14 protein-coding genes and 4 pseudogenes are annotated in these 17,699 nt (G+C 49.9%); 11 read left to right on the top strand and 7 right to left on the bottom strand.

What is annotated here, in order from left to right:
- The first annotated feature begins 109 nt into the window (after window positions 1-109).
- Both mhpT and C1192_RS10890 read left to right on the top strand, forming a co-directional pair.
- The gene (gene mhpT, locus C1192_RS10895; RefSeq protein WP_038354648.1) at window positions 110-1,321 is read left to right on the top strand and encodes a 3-(3-hydroxy-phenyl)propionate transporter MhpT; all 1,212 of its coding nucleotides are present in this window, start codon (window positions 110-112) and stop codon (window positions 1,319-1,321) included.
- A 100-nt stretch (window positions 1,322-1,421) separates the two neighbouring features.
- Window positions 1,422-1,961 carry a DUF2058 domain-containing protein gene (locus C1192_RS10890; protein ID WP_024191844.1) on the top strand — a complete coding sequence of 180 codons (540 nt, stop codon included), beginning with the start codon at window positions 1,422-1,424 and terminating at the stop codon, window positions 1,959-1,961.
- A gap of 167 nt (window positions 1,962-2,128) precedes the next feature.
- Here C1192_RS10890 and frmA read toward each other — a convergent pair whose 3' ends face one another.
- The 5 genes from frmA to C1192_RS10865 all read right to left on the bottom strand — a co-directional run bounded on the left by frmA (window position 2,129) and on the right by C1192_RS10865 (window position 6,278).
- Entirely contained in the window at window positions 2,129-3,238 is a 1,110-nt protein-coding gene (gene frmA / locus C1192_RS10885; protein WP_000842111.1) for an S-(hydroxymethyl)glutathione dehydrogenase, read from the bottom strand.
- Between the two features lie 35 nt (window positions 3,239-3,273).
- Complete coding sequence (frmR, locus tag C1192_RS10880; protein ID WP_001515852.1) at window positions 3,274-3,549, bottom strand: formaldehyde-responsive transcriptional repressor FrmR; 276 nt, start codon at window positions 3,547-3,549, stop codon at window positions 3,274-3,276.
- A gap of 198 nt (window positions 3,550-3,747) precedes the next feature.
- Complete coding sequence (locus C1192_RS10875; protein WP_000596077.1) at window positions 3,748-4,521, bottom strand: YaiO family outer membrane beta-barrel protein; 774 nt, start codon at window positions 4,519-4,521, stop codon at window positions 3,748-3,750.
- A 1-nt stretch (window position 4,522) separates the two neighbouring features.
- Entirely contained in the window at window positions 4,523-5,047 is a 525-nt protein-coding gene (locus C1192_RS10870; RefSeq protein WP_001515853.1) for an LbetaH domain-containing protein, read from the bottom strand.
- 34 nt (window positions 5,048-5,081) lie between these two features.
- On the bottom strand, window positions 5,082-6,278 hold the full coding sequence (locus tag C1192_RS10865; RefSeq protein ID WP_000860451.1) for a glycosyltransferase family 2 protein: 1,197 nt from the start codon (window positions 6,276-6,278) through the stop codon (window positions 5,082-5,084).
- 24 nt (window positions 6,279-6,302) lie between these two features.
- On the opposite strand from C1192_RS10865, the gene C1192_RS26190 reads away from it, so the two are divergent.
- Both C1192_RS26190 and C1192_RS10855 read left to right on the top strand, forming a co-directional pair.
- On the top strand, window positions 6,303-6,371 hold the full coding sequence (locus C1192_RS26190) for a hypothetical protein (RefSeq protein ID WP_420842033.1): 69 nt from the start codon (window positions 6,303-6,305) through the stop codon (window positions 6,369-6,371).
- Window positions 6,372-6,745: 374 nt separating this feature from the next.
- A protein-coding gene (locus C1192_RS10855; RefSeq protein ID WP_103194781.1) for an IS3-like element ISEc16 family transposase occupies window positions 6,746-7,896 on the top strand; the annotation gives its coding sequence in 2 pieces (ribosomal slippage) (window positions 6,746-7,007 and window positions 7,007-7,896; 1,152 coding nt in all).
- Window positions 7,897-7,927: 31 nt separating this feature from the next.
- Here the strand turns inward: C1192_RS10855 and C1192_RS10850 are convergent.
- A pseudogene (locus tag C1192_RS10850) lies at window positions 7,928-8,206 on the bottom strand (PIG-L deacetylase family protein); the annotation flags it as partial.
- A gap of 622 nt (window positions 8,207-8,828) precedes the next feature.
- On the opposite strand from C1192_RS10850, the gene tauA reads away from it, so the two are divergent.
- The 4 genes and pseudogenes from tauA to tauD all read left to right on the top strand — a co-directional run bounded on the left by tauA (window position 8,829) and on the right by tauD (window position 12,242).
- Window positions 8,829-9,791, top strand: coding sequence for a taurine ABC transporter substrate-binding protein (gene tauA / locus C1192_RS10840; RefSeq protein WP_038354849.1), 963 nt, complete (start codon window positions 8,829-8,831; stop codon window positions 9,789-9,791).
- A gap of 12 nt (window positions 9,792-9,803) precedes the next feature.
- Window positions 9,804-10,571, top strand: coding sequence for a taurine ABC transporter ATP-binding subunit (gene tauB, locus C1192_RS10835; RefSeq protein ID WP_001515857.1), 768 nt, complete (start codon window positions 9,804-9,806; stop codon window positions 10,569-10,571).
- Window positions 10,568-11,394, top strand: a pseudogene (gene tauC, locus C1192_RS10830) (taurine ABC transporter permease TauC). Before tauB ends, tauC begins: the two are co-directional and overlap by 4 nt.
- Window positions 11,391-12,242, top strand: a complete 852-nt coding sequence (gene tauD / locus C1192_RS10825) for a taurine dioxygenase (RefSeq protein WP_038354848.1) — start codon at window positions 11,391-11,393, stop codon at window positions 12,240-12,242. The pseudogene tauC and the gene tauD overlap by 4 nt, the downstream one beginning before the upstream one ends.
- Before the next feature lie 40 nt (window positions 12,243-12,282).
- Here tauD and hemB read toward each other — a convergent pair whose 3' ends face one another.
- The gene (gene hemB / locus C1192_RS10820) at window positions 12,283-13,257 is read right to left on the bottom strand and encodes a porphobilinogen synthase (RefSeq protein ID WP_001515859.1); all 975 of its coding nucleotides are present in this window, start codon (window positions 13,255-13,257) and stop codon (window positions 12,283-12,285) included.
- Between the two features lie 527 nt (window positions 13,258-13,784).
- On the opposite strand from hemB, the pseudogene C1192_RS10815 reads away from it, so the two are divergent.
- The 3 genes and pseudogenes from C1192_RS10815 to C1192_RS10805 form a co-directional block, all read left to right on the top strand.
- Window positions 13,785-14,603: pseudogene (locus tag C1192_RS10815) on the top strand (autotransporter YaiT-related protein); the annotation flags it as partial.
- 66 nt (window positions 14,604-14,669) lie between these two features.
- The gene (locus C1192_RS10810; RefSeq protein WP_103194764.1) at window positions 14,670-15,878 is read left to right on the top strand and encodes an IS256-like element IS1414 family transposase; all 1,209 of its coding nucleotides are present in this window, start codon (window positions 14,670-14,672) and stop codon (window positions 15,876-15,878) included.
- Window positions 15,879-15,919: 41 nt separating this feature from the next.
- Window positions 15,920-17,617, top strand: a pseudogene (locus C1192_RS10805) (autotransporter outer membrane beta-barrel domain-containing protein); the annotation flags it as partial.
- Window positions 17,618-17,699: the final 82 nt, after the last annotated feature.

Here is a 17,699-nt window from a genome sequence, read left to right as displayed (position 1 = left end):
GCCTTATCCGGCCTACATTTCGCCCGGAGGCTGTCATTAAATGGTTCTGATTACGCGGTTGGCAATGCATCAGCCGCGATTCACCTGCACCCGCAACGAGGTTCATCTTATGTCGACTCGTACCCCTTTATCATCTTCATCCCGCCTGATGCTTACCATTGGGCTTTGTTTTTTGGTTGCCCTGATGGAAGGGCTGGATCTTCAGGCGGCTGGCATTGCGGCGGCAGGTATCGCCCAGGCCTTCGCACTCGATAAAATGCAAATGGGCTGGATCTTCAGCGCCGGAATACTCGGTTTGCTACCCGGCGCGTTGGTTGGCGGGATGCTGGCGGACCGTTACGGTCGTAAACGTATTTTGATTGGTGCAGTTGCGCTGTTTGGTCTGTTCTCGCTAGCGACCGCTATGGCATGGGATTTTCCCTCTCTGGTCTTTGCGCGGCTTTTGACCGGTATCGGGCTGGGGGCGGCGTTGCCGAATCTCATCGCCCTGACGTCTGAAGCGGCAGGGTCACGTTTTCGCGGGACGGCGGTGAGCCTGATGTATTGCGGTGTCCCCATTGGCGCGGCGCTGGCGGCTACGCTGGGTTTCGCTGGAGCAAATTTAGCCTGGCAGACGGTATTTTGGGTAGGCGGTGTGGTGCCGTTGATTCTGGTGCCGCTGTTAATGCGTTGGCTGCCGGAGTCGGCGGTTTTCGCTGGTGAAAAACAGGCCGCGTCGCCGCTGCGTGCGTTATTTGCGCCAGCCACGGCAACCGCGACACTACTGTTGTGGTTGTGTTATTTCTTCACGCTGCTGGTGGTCTACATGTTGATCAACTGGCTACCGCTGCTTTTGGTGGAGCAAGGATTCTTGCCGTCGCAGGCGGCAGGGGTGATGTTTGCACTGCAAATGGGGGCGGCAAGCGGGACGTTAATGTTGGGCGCATTGATGGATAAGCTGCGTCCAATGACCATGTCGCTACTGATTTATAGCGGCATGTTAGCTTCGCTGTTGGCGCTGGGAACGGTGTCGTCGTTTAGCGGTATGTTGCTGGCGGGGGTCGGCGCTGGGTTGTTTGCGACAGGTGGGCAAAGCGTTTTGTATGCGCTGGCACCGTTGTTTTATAGCACGCAGATCCGCGCAACCGGTGTGGGAACCGCCGTGGCGGTTGGGCGTCTTGGAGCAATGAGTGGTCCGTTGCTGGCCGGGAAAATGCTGGCCTTAGGTACCGGCACGGTCGGCGTAATGGTAGCTTCTGCACCGGGCATTCTTGTTGCTGGGTTAGCGGTGTTTATTTTGATGAGCCGGAAAACACGAATGCAGGCGTGCACTGATGCCTGACGCGCTTTATCAAGCAGGGGAGAAAGGGACTTCCCCCAATACACCCACGGCGTTTACAGGTATACTCGCTAAAAATTATTCATCGGGTTTGGAAACAAAGATGGCAAAACTTACCTTACAGGAGCAGTTGCTCAAAGCGGGATTAGTCACCAGCAAAAAAGCAGCGAAGGTTGAGAGAACGGCGAAAAAATCGCGTGTTCAGGCGCGTGAAGCGCGGGCGGCGGTAGAAGAAAATAAAAAGGCACAGCTTGAGCGCGATAAACAACTTAGCGAACAACAAAAACAAGCGGCGTTAGCGAAAGAATATAAAGCCCAGGTGAAGCAGCTCATTGAAATGAATCGTATCACCATTGCCAATGGCGATATCGGTTTTAACTTCACTGACGGTAATCTGATTAAGAAGATTTTTGTCGATAAGCTTACGCAAACGCAGTTGATTAATGGACGCCTGGCGATTGCCCGATTGCAGGTCGATAACAATAGCGAAAGTGAATATGCGATTATTCCGGCAAGCGTTGCCGATAAGATCGCCCAGCGCGATGCCAGCAGTATCGTATTACACAGCGCACTCAGCGCTGAAGAGCAGGATGAAGAAGATCCGTATGCCGATTTCAAAGTGCCTGATGATTTGATGTGGTGATAATACCAAAGGCTAAATTGCCTTATAAGGCATTCACGCCGCATCCGGCAATTGCACACAGATGCCTGATGCGACGCTTGCACATCAGGTCATCTTACGTTTGTCATCAGTCTCAAAAGAAAACGCGACTCCCCGCCCGAACCGGACGGGGTAAAACCAGCGGGAAATTAGTAACGAATTACGGTTCGAATGGATTTGCCTTCATGCATCAGATCAAAGGCGTTATTAATTTCATCTAGGCTCATGGTATGAGTGACAAACGGTTCCAGGTCGATATCACCTTTCATCGCATCTTCAACCATCCCCGGTAACTGAGAACGACCTTTTACGCCGCCAAACGCGGAACCCTTCCATACGCGACCGGTGACTAACTGGAATGGACGGGTTGAGATTTCCTGACCGGAACCCGCGACACCGATGATCACCGATTGACCCCAGCCGCGGTGAGCACTTTCCAGCGCCGCACGCATCACGTTGACGTTACCGATGCACTCAAAGGTATGGTCGATGCCCCATTTGTTGATATCCAGCAGGACATCTTTAATCGGTTTGTCGTGGTCGTTCGGGTTAATGCAGTCGGTGGCACCGAAGCGACGCGCCAGATCGAATTTCTTCGGGTTTGTATCGATAGCGATAATTCGTCCAGCTTGCGCCTGACGAGCGCCCTGAACAACCGCCAGACCAATTGCGCCAAGCCCAAACACGGCAACGGAATCCCCTGACTGGACTTTTGCGGTGTTGTGTACCGCGCCAATTCCGGTGGTTACGCCACAGCCCAGCAGACAGACGTGTTCATGGTTTGCTTCTGGATTAATTTTTGCCAGAGAAACTTCCGCAACTACGGTGTATTCACTGAATGTAGAGCACCCCATGTAGTGATAAAGTGGCTGCCCGTTGTAAGAAAAGCGCGTGGTGCCATCTGGCATCAGGCCTTTGCCCTGGGTTTCGCGAACGGCGACACAGAGGTTGGTTTTGCCGGAACGACAGAACTCACACTCGCCGCACTCTGCGGTGTAAAGCGGAATCACATGGTCGCCAGGTTTAACGCTGGTCACGCCCTCACCGACTTCAACCACGACGCCAGCCCCTTCGTGACCGAGAACCACCGGGAATACACCTTCTGGATCATCGCCAGAGAGGGTAAAAGCGTCGGTATGGCAGACGCCGGTATGGGTGACTTTAATCAGCACTTCACCTTTTTTCGGTGGTGCGACGTCAATTTCAACGATTTCCAGCGGTTTACCGGGCGCAAATGCAACGGCAGCACGTGATTTCATATCTCGTTCTTCCTCAATAAGGTAAATAGGTTCAGCTACTTAAGATAGGTGCGAACCAATTCAATAGTGTCGTCAACGGATTGGCTGACTTCGCGGCTGTAGCAGTCATTTCGGTCAAACGTTTCCCGGATATGGCTTTCAAGCACTTCTGCCATTAGCCCGTTAGCCGCGCCCCGAACGGCGGCGATCTGTTGGAGTATGGCACGGCATTCGGCATCACCCTCCAGCGACCGTTCCAGAGCATCAATCTGCCCCCGAATACGACGAACTCGAGTAAGAACCTTTTTCTTCTCTTCCGGAGTACTGGGCATTTCGCACCTCATCATCTGCACGCAATATACTATAGGGGGGTATGTTATGAGTCAATGCATACCCCCCTATAGTATATAACATTGGCGAATAAAATTTATCTGCTGAATATGAGAGATATCTGGAGAAGAATGAAGAGGAAAGTGTTTGTGCGCTAATCAAGTGAGATTGCCGCCCCGGGAAGTGGGCGGCGGAAGGAATCAGAATTTCCAGGTCAGATGGGCTGCGAGTTGCAGACCGTTATAATCATCGGTTGGTGTGTCGTACCACACTTTACCTGCCGTCAGACCCAGATTAAGTTGTTCTGTCAGCGGCTGGATACGTTGCAAGCTTACGCTCTTCATGCTGCCGTAGCGCGTCTCTGGCGTCCAGTCATAGGTGTAAGCGCCTGTTCCGCGGCTTAGCCAAAGCTGGGTATAGCCACCGCCGCGCGGATCATTCAGGCGCACGGAAATCATATTGCTGTAACTGCCACCTGCATCGCTGGAGTCATAATGAGTATAGCGATAGCTGGTGATCACCGGGCCAGTATAGAGCGATACGCCGCCTTGCCAGGCATCGACTTCAACATCATCATAATATTTAGTGTAGCGATAACCGGTCGTGAACAGCGTTTTTGGCAGCAGGGCCAGGTTAATATCCTGACGAAAATCCTGGCGAGCAAAGACCGGCGTATTATCTGCAAAGGCAATACCCGTTCGGGTTGTCAGCCAGTTATTCCATTTGTACCAGACAGCCCCCTGACCGCGTGTGGCATTGAAATGTTCAGTTTCATAATCACGACGTCCCTGGGAAAGATTAAAAAGCAGCGTTGCGTTTTCAACTTTCGCCACCAGTTCAGCATACGCCAAATTACGGTTACCGTGATCGCCAGAATAATCGGTAAAATCGTAGCCTGCGGTAATGGAAGTTAACCCGGCACAAGCGGGAAATGCACTAAAAATTGCCGCTGCTAATAACGTCCGTTTTATCATTTTAATCTCCTGTACGGATAAGTTCTTGCCGGAGTGAATAACTTCCGGTAGGTAAATTACGTTCTACAATCACACGCGGGCCAAGTTGTGTGTTCGGGGAAATAATTCGTCCTGGCAATATAATAACCTGCACGCCAAGACGTGAACGTTGTCCAATATAACACCCTAATTTATCGCATCCGGTAGCGATAATACCTTCTGGAGTGTGCACAGACACTGGCTGTTCATCCAGACGATGATTACTGGTACGCACTTGTGCGCCCAAATATGCCAGGCTTGCAATTACCGAGTCGGCAATAAAACATTGCGGTCCAATCATTGCTTCCGATTCAATAACTGCATTTTTTATTTCAGTAGCAAAACCAATTTTTACACCATTGCTGATTACTGTGCCTGGGCGAATAAATGCATAATTACCTATCAGACAGTTTGCGCCAATCACTACTGGTCCCTGAATAACTGCGCCGTGGCAAATACGTGTATTCGCGCCGATAATAACCTCACCAGCACTTTCATCAATAATCACATGGTCTGCAATCTGAATATTTTTCTCTTTAATATTAAGCTTCAGATAGCTTTTCAGTTCCGGTGACAGAAGGTTGGGAATAAGCGATTGGCGCTTCCACCAGTGCGGAATAACGTGTAGGTTTGTCGCGTTGAGGCTCGCGTCCAGTAAAAAAGGCAATAAGTCCATAAATAATCCAGATGGCATAAGCTAATAATACATACACAACGGAAAGTGGCGCTAAAGGCACCAACAACCAGCAACGATGAAACCAGGCGCTAAAAGCACCAATAACACAAACTACGCCGACCCAGATAAGCGGAAACATTGCCAATACCACGCCATGTGGCCCGGTGGTGATGAATTCATTAAACCAGGTAGCGAGATAAATTCCAACGCCATAAAGCACAACCAAAAGCATAGGAAATATACTGAAGATGCCGAAACGGCTAAATAAAAGCTTTTTATGCAGGCGCATACAGACGGCATAGCCCACAATCCAACGCCGCCAGCGTCGCCATTCATCAAGTGGATTATTGCACTCTTGTGGGTAAACGATGCAGCGATTCGCCTGACGAATGCGGTAACCATTGGCGACCAACGTCCAGGTGAGGTCAAGATCTTCAACTTTCGTTCGGTCCGAAAAACCGAATTTACGCAATACATCAGTACGGAACATCCCGCACGCACCGCTGATAATAAACGGTGCGCCGCCCAGGAGTTGCTGTAGCGTGCGTTTCATAATGATCATCGGCAACTTTACGGTCGCGCGGATGTGCGGCAACAGGCCTGCGCCTTTCAAGGCTGTCGAGGGAATGCCGCCTACGGCGTCAGCGCCGTGCTCAATTTCCGCCAGCATATACCCCATGCCATTTTTATCTGGAGGGACGTAAGTATCGGCATCGCTTAAAAAAACCTGGTCACATGTGGCGTAGTTGAGGCCGTTCATTAGAGCACCGCCTTTGCCGGTGTTTTTTTGTGTAACAGCAACAAACCTATCGCCCCATTTGCGTTTGACTTCCGCCATTACTGCTTCTGTGTTATCCGTAGAGCCGTCGTTAACGCAAATCACACGGCAAAAATAAGGGTTGCGCAGTAGATTTTCCAGCGACTGTGCCAGACAAGGGCCTTCGTTATAGGCAGGAATAATTGCGTCAATACAGCCTTTCTTTTGGCTGGGCTTACGCCTTAACGTACTCAAAAACCATAGCAATATTGCGACGGCCATAAATATAAAGATCCAGGTTTTCATTTTATCTGCTCAAAGAATCATTTTATGAATAACAAAGCCTTCACCCAGATCGCTATTGACCTGTTGTCCGCGAAATTGTGCAACAGCACGTAAACGTTCATGACGCATATAATCACGTTGCTCCTGGCTTTTATGTTTTTTTAATGCTGCAAGTTTGACGGTGAAATATTCTTCTTTCACGGATTCAAAAAACTGGGGCATAAATGAAAGCCAGGTGCTTGGGGTTTCATAGCCGAGAATTTGTGGAATAGTGCGGCAGGCAACCATTGACGCCTGATAAACTGCCAGATGATCCTGATGGCGGTCAGCATCATGCATGGTATATACCCGTATGATTTCTACATCAGAGGGAATTTGATTTTTAATAATATCTTCCAGGGAAGAAATCATATCATTGAGTTGCATGATCTTACCCACCAATAGTGGACACAGGACTAAGTGAGTAAACTCTCAACCAGAGGTGACTCATGACAAAACCAGTATCAATCAGCAAGAAGCCCCGTAAACAACATACGCCTGAATTTCGTAACGAAGCCCTGAAACTCGCTGAACGCATCGGTGTGGCCGCCGCAGCCCGTGAACTCAGCCTGTATGAATCTCAGCTTTATGCCTGGCGCAGTAAACAGCAGCAACAAATGAGTTCGTCAGAGCGCGAAAGCGAACTGGCCGCTGAAAATGTCCGCCTTAAACGACAACTGGCGGAGCAGGCTGAGGAACTGGCCATCCTCCAAAAGGCCGCGACATACTTCGCGAAGCGCCTGAAATGAAGTATGTCTTCATCGAAAATCATCGGGCAGAGTTCAGCATCAAAGCGATGTGTCGTGTACTTCGGGTTGCCCGCAGCGGCTGGTATGTCTGGCTCAGGCGTCGTCACCAGATGAGCCTGCGCCAACAGTTTCGGCTCACCTGCGATACCGCTGTTCATAAGGCATTCTTTGAGGCAAAGCAGCGATACGGTGCTCCCCGCCTTGCTGACGAACTGCCGGAGTTCAATATTAAAACCATTGCCGCCAGCCTGCGTCGTCAGGGGCTGCGGGCGAAAGCCGGCCGGAAGTTCAGCCCGGTCAGCTACCGTGCACATGGCCTGCCCGTATTGGAGAATCTGCTGGAGCAGGACTTCAGCGCCAGCGGCCCGAACCAGAAGTGGGCGGGTGACATCACGTACTTGCGTACCGATGAGGGCTGGTTGTATCTCGCAGTAGTCATCGACCTGTGGTCACGCGCCGTTATTGGCTGGTCGATGTCACCGCGAATGACAGCACAACTGGCCTGTGATGCACTGCAAATGGCGTTGTGGCGGAGAAGACGCCCGGAAAGCGTCATTGTTCATACGGACCGTGGTGGTCAATACTGTTCAGGGGATTATCAGGCGCTGCTGAAGCGACACAACCTGCGTGGCAGTATGAGTGCGAAAGGCAACTGTTATGACAATGCCTGTGTGGAAAGCTTCTTTCATTCGCTGAAGGTGGAATGTATCCACGGGGAACGCTTTAGCAGCCGGGAAATAATGCGGGCAACGGTGTTTAATTATATCGAGTGTGATTACAATCGCTGGCGTCGTCACAGTGCCTGTGGCGGTCTCAGCCCGGAACAATTTGAAAACCATAATCTCGCTTAGGGCCGTGTCCACATTACGTGGGTAGGATCAGCAGATGTGTACGGGTGTCTGCAAAATTAAGATGAATAGTTTGCTGACAACCCAACATCTTTAATGCTTCGCGAGATTCTTCACAACGATCGATGACATCGCTTACACCCGAATTGCCGGCAGTCATGACAACAGCAGTGATATAAATTCCTTTCTGCGAAAGACGAGCAAGCGATGCACCACAACCTAATTCTATATCGTCAGGATGTGCGCCAATCGCAAGGATACCTTTCCTCTTTTCTGCTGAAGAATGCAACGCAGAATTTAAAACCTTGTCCAATTCATGACACTCCATTTTAATTATTATGCTGAAAGCGCGGCGAATGCAGAGCTGCAATCCTCTGCAACATACTCAGATGTTAAAAATGGCACGCTGTAAAAAAGAATAATCCTGAGAACGGGGTTATTTGATGCCCGGAGGGCCGTAAGCGGTATAAGTTTGAATTGTGTATATCATATGTTAACTGTTTGTGTGTTTTGTGAATGTGTTTATATTTTTTATATATTGTATTTAGATGTGATTTAGTTTGTCAATTAATTGCATTTAAAAAATATCTTCTGTGAAAAACTGGTTTTTATATTCGTATTGTGAATGAATTTGTATGATAAAGTGGTTTCTATGCTTTGCATTATATAAAATTGGAATGATATATGTATTTGTTATTGGTTTACTTAGTCAGTAGGTTGGAGAAATAAACTAGCGTAGTTCGAATTTTTATTCGCATATAAAAAGAAATATGGCATTACTTTGTAGGGAAACGATTAGCAAATGCATAACTAATCTATCGTTTGCCGTTTTTTTGCTAAGAATAAAAACATATTGCCCATAATGATTAATTCTTTTAATAAATGTCTTTACCCGCGAATACTGCACCCATAACAAGACAGGGGAGCAGATAATCATGACAATTTCATCGCGTAACACACTTCTTGCCGCACTGGCATTCATCGCTTTTCAGGCGCAGGCGGTGAACGTCATCGTGGCGTATCAAACCTCCGCTGAACCGGCGAAAGTGGCTCAGGCTGATGGCACCTTTGCCAAAGAGAGCGGAGCGAGCGTGGACTGGCGTAAGTTTGACAGCGGAGCCAGCATCGTGCGGGCGCTGGCTTCTGGCGATGTGCAAATCGGCAACCTCGGCTCCAGCCCATTAGCGGTGGCTGCCAGCCAACAGGTGCCGATTGAAGTCTTTCTTTTAGCCTCAAAACTGGGTAACTCCGAAGCGCTGGTGGTGAAGAAAACCATCAGCAAACCGGAAGATCTGATTGGCAAACGTATCGCCGTGCCGTTTATCTCCACCACGCACTACAGTTTGCTGGCGGCGCTGAAACACTGGGGCATAAAACCCGGACAAGTGGAAATTGTGAACCTGCAGCCGCCCGCGATTATCGCCGCATGGCAACGGGGAGATATTGATGGTGCTTATGTCTGGGCACCTGCGGTTAACGCCCTGGAAAAAGACGGCAAGGTGCTGACCGATTCTGAACAGGTCGGCCAGTGGGGCGCGCCGACGCTGGATGTCTGGGTAGTGCGTAAAGATTTTGCCGAGAAATATCCGGAGGTAGTGAAAGCGTTTGCTAAAAGCGCTATCGATGCCCAGCAACCGTATATTGCTAATCCTGACGCGTGGCTGAAACAGCCGGAAAATATCAGCAAGCTGGCGCGCTTAAGCGGCGTGCCGGAAGGCGATGTACCAGGGCTGGTGAAGGGGAATACCTATCTGACGCCGCAGCAACAGACGGTAGAACTGACCGGGTCGGTGAACAAAGCGATCATCGATACCGCCCAGTTTTTGAAAGAGCAGGGTAAAGTTCCCGCCGTGGCGAATGATTACAGCCAGTTTGTCACCTCGCGCTTCGTGCAATAAAAGGAGGCGCGAATGCTGCAAATCTCTCATCTTTACGCCGATTATGGCGGCAAACCGGCGCTGGAAGATATCAACCTGGCGCTGGAAAACGGCGAATTGTTGGTAGTGCTGGGGCCGTCCGGTTGCGGCAAAACTACCTTGTTAAATTTGATAGCTGGTTTTGTGCCTTATCAGCACGGCAGCATTCAACTGGCGGGCAAGCGTATTCAGGGACCGGGGGCTGAGCGCGGCGTGGTTTTTCAGAATGAAGGATTGCTGCCGTGGCGCAATGTGCAGGATAACGTGGCGTTTGGCCTGCAACTGGCGGGGATGGAGAAAACGCCACGTCTGGAAATCGTGCGCCAGATGCTGAAAAAAGTAGGTCTGGAAGGCGCAGAAAAAAGATATGTCTGGCAGCTTTCCGGTGGTCAGCGTCAACGGGTGGGAATTGCCCGCGCGCTGGCGGCTAATCCTCAGTTGTTATTACTCGACGAACCGTTTGGCGCGCTGGATGCCTTTACCCGCGACCAGATGCAAACCTTACTGCTGAAACTCTGGCAGGAGACCGGCAAGCAGGTGCTGTTGATTACCCACGATATAGAAGAAGCGGTGTTTATGGCAACTGAACTGGTTCTGCTTTCATCCGCTCCTGGTCATGTGCTGGAGCGGTTGCCGCTCAACTTCGCCCGCCGCTTTGTTGCGGGGGAGTCGAGTCGCAGCATTAAGTCTGATCCACAGTTTATCGCCATGCGCGAATATGTCTTAAGCCGCGTATTTGAGCAACGGGAGGCGTTCTCATGAGCGTGGTCATTAATGAAAAACTGCATTCGCGTCGGCTGAAATGGCGCTGGCCGCTCTCAGGTCGGGTGACTTTAAGCATTGGCACGTTAGCCGTTTTACTTTCTGTATGGTGGGCAGTGGCGGCGCTGCAACTGATTAGCCCGCTGTTTTTACCACCGCCGCAGCAGGTGCTGGAAAAACTGCTCACCATTGCCGGGCCGCAAGGATTTATGGACGCCACACTTTGGCAGCATTTGGCAGCCAGCCTGACGCGCATTTTGCTGGCGTTACTTGCGGCGGTATTGATCGGCATTCCGGTCGGGATCGCGATGGGGATAAGCCCGACGGTGCGCGGCATTCTTGATCCGGTAATCGAACTGTATCGCCCGGTGCCGCCGCTGGCCTATTTGCCGCTGATGGTGATCTGGTTTGGTATTGGTGAAACCTCGAAGATCTTACTGATCTATCTGGCGATTTTTGCACCGGTGGCGATGTCGGCGCTGGCGGGAGTGAAAAGCGCGCAGCAGGTTCGCATTCGTGCCGCGCAGTCGCTGGGCGCAAGCCGTGCGCAGGTGCTGTGGTTTGTTATTCTGCCTGGTGCGCTGCCAGAAATTCTCACCGGAATACGTATTGGTTTGGGGGGGGCTGGTCTACGCTGGTGGCGGCGGAACTGATTGCAGCGACGCGTGGTTTGGGCTTTATGGTTCAGTCTGCGGGGGAGTTTCTTGCGACTGACGTGGTACTGGCGGGGATTGCGGTGATCGCGATTATCGCCTTTCTTTTAGAACTGGGGTTGCGCGCGTTACAGCGCCGCCTGACGCCCTGGCATGGAGAAATACAATGAGTGAACGTCTGAGCATTACCCCGCTGGGATCGTATATTGGCGCACAAATTTCGGGTGCCGACCTGACGCGTCCGTTAAGCGATAACCAGTTTGAACAGCTTTACCATGCGGTGCTGCGCCATCAGGTAGTCTTTCTGCGTGAACAAGCCATTACGCCGCAGCAGCAACGCGCGCTGGCCCAGCGTTTTGGCGAGCTGCATATTCACCCTGTTTATCCTCATGCCGAAGGGGTTGAGGAGATTATCGTATTGGATACCCATAACGATAATCCGCCAGATAACGACAACTGGCACACCGATGTGACGTTTATTGAGACGCCACCCGCTGGGGCGATTCTGGCGGCGAAAGAGTTGCCCTCGACCGGCGGTGACACGCTATGGACCAGCGGTATTGCAGCGTATGAGGCGCTTTCAACCCCCTTCCGCCAACTGTTGAGCGGGCTGCGTGCGGAGCATGATTTCCGTAAATCGTTTCCGGAATACAAATATCGTAAAACTGAGGAGGAACATCAACGCTGGCGCGAGGCTGCTGCGAAAAATCCACCGTTGTTCCATCCGGTGGTGCGTACGCATCCGGTGAGCGGTAAACAGGCGCTGTTTGTTAATGAAGGTTTTACTACGCGAATTATCGATGTCAGCGAGAAAGAGAGCGAAGCGTTGCTGGGCTTTTTATTCGCCCATATCACCAAACCGGAATTTCAGGTGCGCTGGCGCTGGCAGCCAAATGACGTGGCGATTTGGGATAACCGTGTGACTCAGCACTATGCGAATGCTGATTATCTGCCGCAGCGGCGGATTATGCATCGGGCGACAATTCTCGGGAATAAACCGTTTTATCGGGCAGAGTAAGGTGAAGTGCCGGGTAGGGATTACCCGGCATCCATGGTCATTAACGCAGAATTTTTTTCTCAGCCAGATCCAGCGCAAAGTAGCTGAAAATCAGATCCGCGCCCGCACGCTTAATTGAACCTAAGCTTTCGAGCACCACTTTCTCTTCATCTATTGCACCTGCCAGCGCGGCGAACTTAATCATCGCGTACTCACCGCTGACCTGATACGCACCAATCGGCAATTCAGTACGTTCACGCAGTTCACGCACGATGTCGAGGTACGCTCCGGCTGGTTTAACCATCAGGCAGTCTGCGCCCTGGGCTTCATCCAGCAGTGACTCACGAATCGCCTCGCGACGGTTCATTGGGTTCATCTGGTAACTTTTGCGGTCGCCTTTTAATGCGCTTCCGGCAGCTTCGCGGAACGGGCCATAAAAGGAGGAGGCGAATTTAGTCGAATACGACATGATCGCAGTATCTTTAAAACCTGCGGCGTCCAGCGCCTGGCGAATTGCCTGCACCTGACCGTCCATTGCAGCGGAAGGGGCGATGAAGTCTGCACCCGCAGCAGCAGCAACTATCGCTTGTTTGCCTAAATTTTCCAGGGTTGCGTCGTTGTCGACGCCGTGATCGCACAGCACTCCGCAGTGACCGTGAGAAGTGTATTCACAGAAGCAGGTGTCTGACATGACGATCATTTCTGGCACGGTCTGCTTGCAGATGCGTGACATACGCGCCACCAGACCATCTTCCCGCCAGGCATCGCTGCCCGTTTCATCGGTATGGTGAGAAATGCCGAAAGTCATTACGGAACGAATGCCGGCGTTGGCGATGCGTTCTATTTCGCGTGCCAGATGTTTCTCTGGAATGCGCATCACGCCTGGCATGGCTTCAACGGCTTTGTAGTCGTCAATTTCTTCTTCAACAAAGATCGGCAACACCAGGTCGTTAAGGCTAAGTGTTGTCTCTTCAAACATGGCGCGCAGCGCAGGAGATTTGCGCAGGCGACGAGGGCGTTGGATTAAGTCTGTCATGGTCTGCCTGATGTTTGTGGAATTAAGGTGCACAGTATACCTGAAGCGGGGAAGGAGTGTTTTACGAAAGTTGTCGCGATGTTGTTAAGAAGGGAATGAAAGAGAGGCCATGACATCTTTTTAATAGAAATAGCAATAATTTCATATTCATTGAAAATATTTTTAATTTTTATTTATAGCTATTGGTTATTGTTTTTGGTTATTTGATTGCACTGTCAAAAACAGAATGATTAAAAGTTATTCTGGTTATTGATACATTATTTGTCTGATTTGTTTTTGTAATATATTGCAAAGTGTATGAGTTAAAATTAAGGCCATCATTAACATATTGAAATGCTGCGTTTTTATCTATTTTTGTAATAAGTGTGCACGTGTGATTTATATATGTCCACATTCGGACTTAGGGGAAAGAATAATTGAACCATTCGTCTGTAACGCAGCATAATCGTTAGCGCGAAACATAATATGTTTTCTATGCATTGATAATTGATGGATCAACTTATTACGTCCCTGAGGAGGGATGACAAATGCACTCCTGGAAAAAGAAACTTGTAGTATCACAATTAGCATTGGCTTGCACTCTGGCTATCACCTCTCAGGCTAATGCAGCGACCAACGATATTTCTGGTCAAACTTACAATACTTTCCATCACTACAATGACGCCACCTATGCTGATGACGTTTACTATGATGGTTATGCAGGCTGGAACAACTACGCAGCTGACAGCTATTACAACGGCGATATTTATCCCGTCATCAATAAAGCTACCGTTAATGGCGTAATCTCTACCTACTATCTGGACGATGGTATTTCTACCAATACCAACGCCAATAGTCTGACAATCAAAAACAGCACTATCCACGGTATGATTTATTCCGAGTGCATGACAACTGATTGTGTTGATCGTGCGGATGACTACTACCATGATCGTCTGGCGCTGACTGTTGATAATTCAACAATCGACGACAACTACGAACACTATACTTATAACGGCACCTACAATAATGCCGCTGATACTCATGTTGTAGACGTTTATAACATTGGTACTGCCATTACTCTGGATCAAGAAGTTGATCTGTCCATCTCTAATAACTCTCATGTGGTAGGTATTACGCTGATTCAGGGTTATGAGTGGGAAGATATTGACGACAACACGGTCAGCACTGGCGTAAACAGCAGTGAAGTGTTTAATAACACTATTACTGTTAAAGATTCTACCGTGACCTCAGGTTCATGGACTGATGAAGGAACTACTGGTTGGTTTGGTAATACCGGTAATGCCAGTGATTACAATGGTAATGGCTGGAACGCTGATGATATCGCATTAGCCGTTATTGCAGAGCCTGTACATAGATTTGTGTAATTGCCTGATTTTGATATGTTCAATCCAGCATCAAATGAAGGTTAATTTATGGACGAAAAACAGTTACAGGCTCTGGCTAACGAACTGGCCAAAAACCTCAAAACCCCTGAAGACCTCAGTCAGTTTGATCGGCTGCTGAAAAAGCTCAGCGTTGAAGCCGCTCTCAATGCAGAGATGACACACCATCCTGGGTATGAGAAAAATCAGTCCAGACCAGGAGCTAACTCCCGCAACGGTTTTTCCACAAAGACCGTTATCACAGGCGACGGTCCACTGGAACTGCGTACTCCGCGCGATCGTGACGGTACCTTCGAACCACAACTGGTAAAGAAAAATCAGACCCGTATTACCGGGATGGATAACCAGATCCTCTCGTTGTATGCCAAAGGGATGACCACCCGTGAGATAGCTGCTGCGTTCAAAGAACTGTATGACGCAGATGTTTCACCGGCACTGATATCAAAGGTTACCGATGCCGTGATGGAGCAGGTTGTAGAATGGCAAAACCGACCACTGGATGCTGTTTACCCCATTGTTTATCTTGACTGTATCGTCCTGAAAGTTCGGCAGGACAGTCGCGTCATCAACAAATCGGTGTTCCTGGCACTGGGCATCAATATCGAAGGTCAGAAAGAACTGCTGGGTATGTGGCTGGCCGAAAATGAAGGGGCGAAGTTCTGGCTCAATGTGCTGACTGAACTGAAAAACCGCGGTCTGAACGATATCCTCATCGCCTGTGTGGATGGCCTGAAAGGCTTCCCGGATGCCATCAACACAGTATATCCGAAGGCCCGCATCCAGTTATGCATCGTGCATATGGTGCGCAACAGCCTGCGCTTCGTGTCATGGAAGGACTACAAAGCCGTCACTCGCGACCTGAAAGCGATTTATCAGGCTCCCACGGAAGAGGCAGGCCAGCAGGCACTGGAAGCGTTCGCTGCGGCCTGGGACTGTCGCTATCCTCAGATAAGCCGAAGCTGGCAGGCTAACTGGCCGAATCTTGCCACGTTCTTCGCTTATCCAACGGACATCCGCAAAGTGATCTATACGACGAATGCCATCGAGTCGCTAAACAGCGTGATCCGCCATGCGCTCAAAAAGCGTAAAGTGTTCCCGACAGACGACTCGGTGAAAAAAGTGGTGTGGCTGGCAATCCAGTCTGCGTCCCAGAAATGGACGATGCCGTTGAAGGACTGGCGAATGGCAATGAGCCGCTTTATTATCGAGTTCGGTGACCGCCTGGACGGTCACTTCTGAGAAAAGGCATTTACACAGAATCTTAAACAGGCTCTTATTGGACTCTGAACACTGGTTCACAGTGGGATACCACCAAAACTTCTCTGATCGATACTCTGAGCATCAACAGTGGTTCAACTGTTAATGTTGCTGATTCAACGCTGATTTCTGACTCTATCTCTCTGACAGGTCTTTCTGCGCTGAACATCAACGAAGATGGTCATGTTGCAACTGATTCACTGACTATCGACAACAGTACCGTAACCATCTCTGATGAAGTTTCTGCTGGTTGGGCTGTAGGTGATGCAGCTCTGTATGCGAACAACATCAAAGTGACTAACGACGGTATCCTGGATGTTGGTAACACTGCGGCGAATGCTCTTCAGGTTGATACACTGAACCTGACCAGCACCACTGATACCAGTGGCAACATTCATGCTGGTGTATTCAACATCGAAAGCAACCGCTTCGTACTTGATGCAGACTTGACCAACGACCGTACCAACGACACTACCAAGTCAAACTACGGTTATGGCGTAATCGCAATGAACTCTGATGGTCACCTGACCATTAATGGTAACGGCGATAACGATAACACTGCTTCTATCGAAGCTGGTCAGAACGAAGTTGATAACAGTGGTGACCATGTTGCCGCTGCAACCGGTAACTACAAAGTTCGTATCGACAACGCTACTGGTGCTGGTTCAATCGCTGACTACAACGGTAACGAGCTGATTTACGTTAACGATAAAAACAGCAATGCTACCTTCTCTGCTGCTAACAAAGCTGACCTGGGTGCTTACACCTACGAAGCCCGCCAGGAAGGTAACACCGTTGTTCTGCATCAGACCGAGCTGACCGACTACGCGAACATGGCGCTGAGCATTCCGTCTGCAAACACCAATATCTGGAACCTGGAACAAGACACCGTTGGTACTCGTCTGACCAACTCTCGTCATGGCCTGGCTGATAACGGTGGCGCGTGGGTAAGCTACTTCGGTGGTAACTTCAACGGCAACAACGGCACCATTGACTACGATCAGGATGTTAACGGCATCATGGTCGGTGTTGATACCAAAATTGACGGTAATAACGCTAAGTGGATCGTCGGTGCGGCTGCAGGCTTCGGCAAAGGTGACATGAATGACCGTTCTGGTCAGGTGGATCAAGACAGCCAGTCTGCCTACATCTACTCTTCTGCTCGCTTCGCGAACAACATCTTTGTTGATGGTAGCTTGAGCTACTCTCACTTCAACAACGATCTGTCTGCAACCATGAGCAACGGTACTTACGTTGACGGTAGCACCAACTCTGACGCGTGGGGCTTCGGTTTGAAAGCCGGTTACGACTTCAAACTGGGTGATGCTGGTTACGTAACGCCTTACGGCAGCGTTTCTGGTCTGTTCCAGTCTGGTGATGACTACCAGTTGAGCAACGACATGAAAGTTGACGGTCAGTCTTACGACAGCATGCGTTATGAGCTGGGTGTAGATGCAGGTTATACCTTCACTTACAGCGAAGACCAGGCTCTGACTCCGTACTTCAAACTGGCTTACGTCTACGACGACTCTAACAACGATAACGATGTGAACGGCGATTCCATCGATAACGGTACTGAAGGGTCTGCGGTACGTGTTGGTCTGGGTACTCAGTTCAGCTTTACCAAGAACTTCAGTGCCTATACCGATGCTAACTACCTCGGTGGCGGTGACGTAGATCAAGACTGGTCCGCGAATGTGGGTGTTAAATATACCTGGTAATATTCTTCATTCTGAAGAAATAGGTAATTTAATCTAAATAATGCCCGTCAAGGATTTGACGGGCATTACTGCAAAGGACGCG

This window comes from Escherichia marmotae (assembly GCF_002900365.1).
Lineage (GTDB): Bacteria > Pseudomonadota > Gammaproteobacteria > Enterobacterales > Enterobacteriaceae > Escherichia > Escherichia marmotae.
The sequence above is the reverse complement of the archived record's forward strand: the minus strand, read 5'-3'. Positions and strand labels throughout refer to the sequence as shown.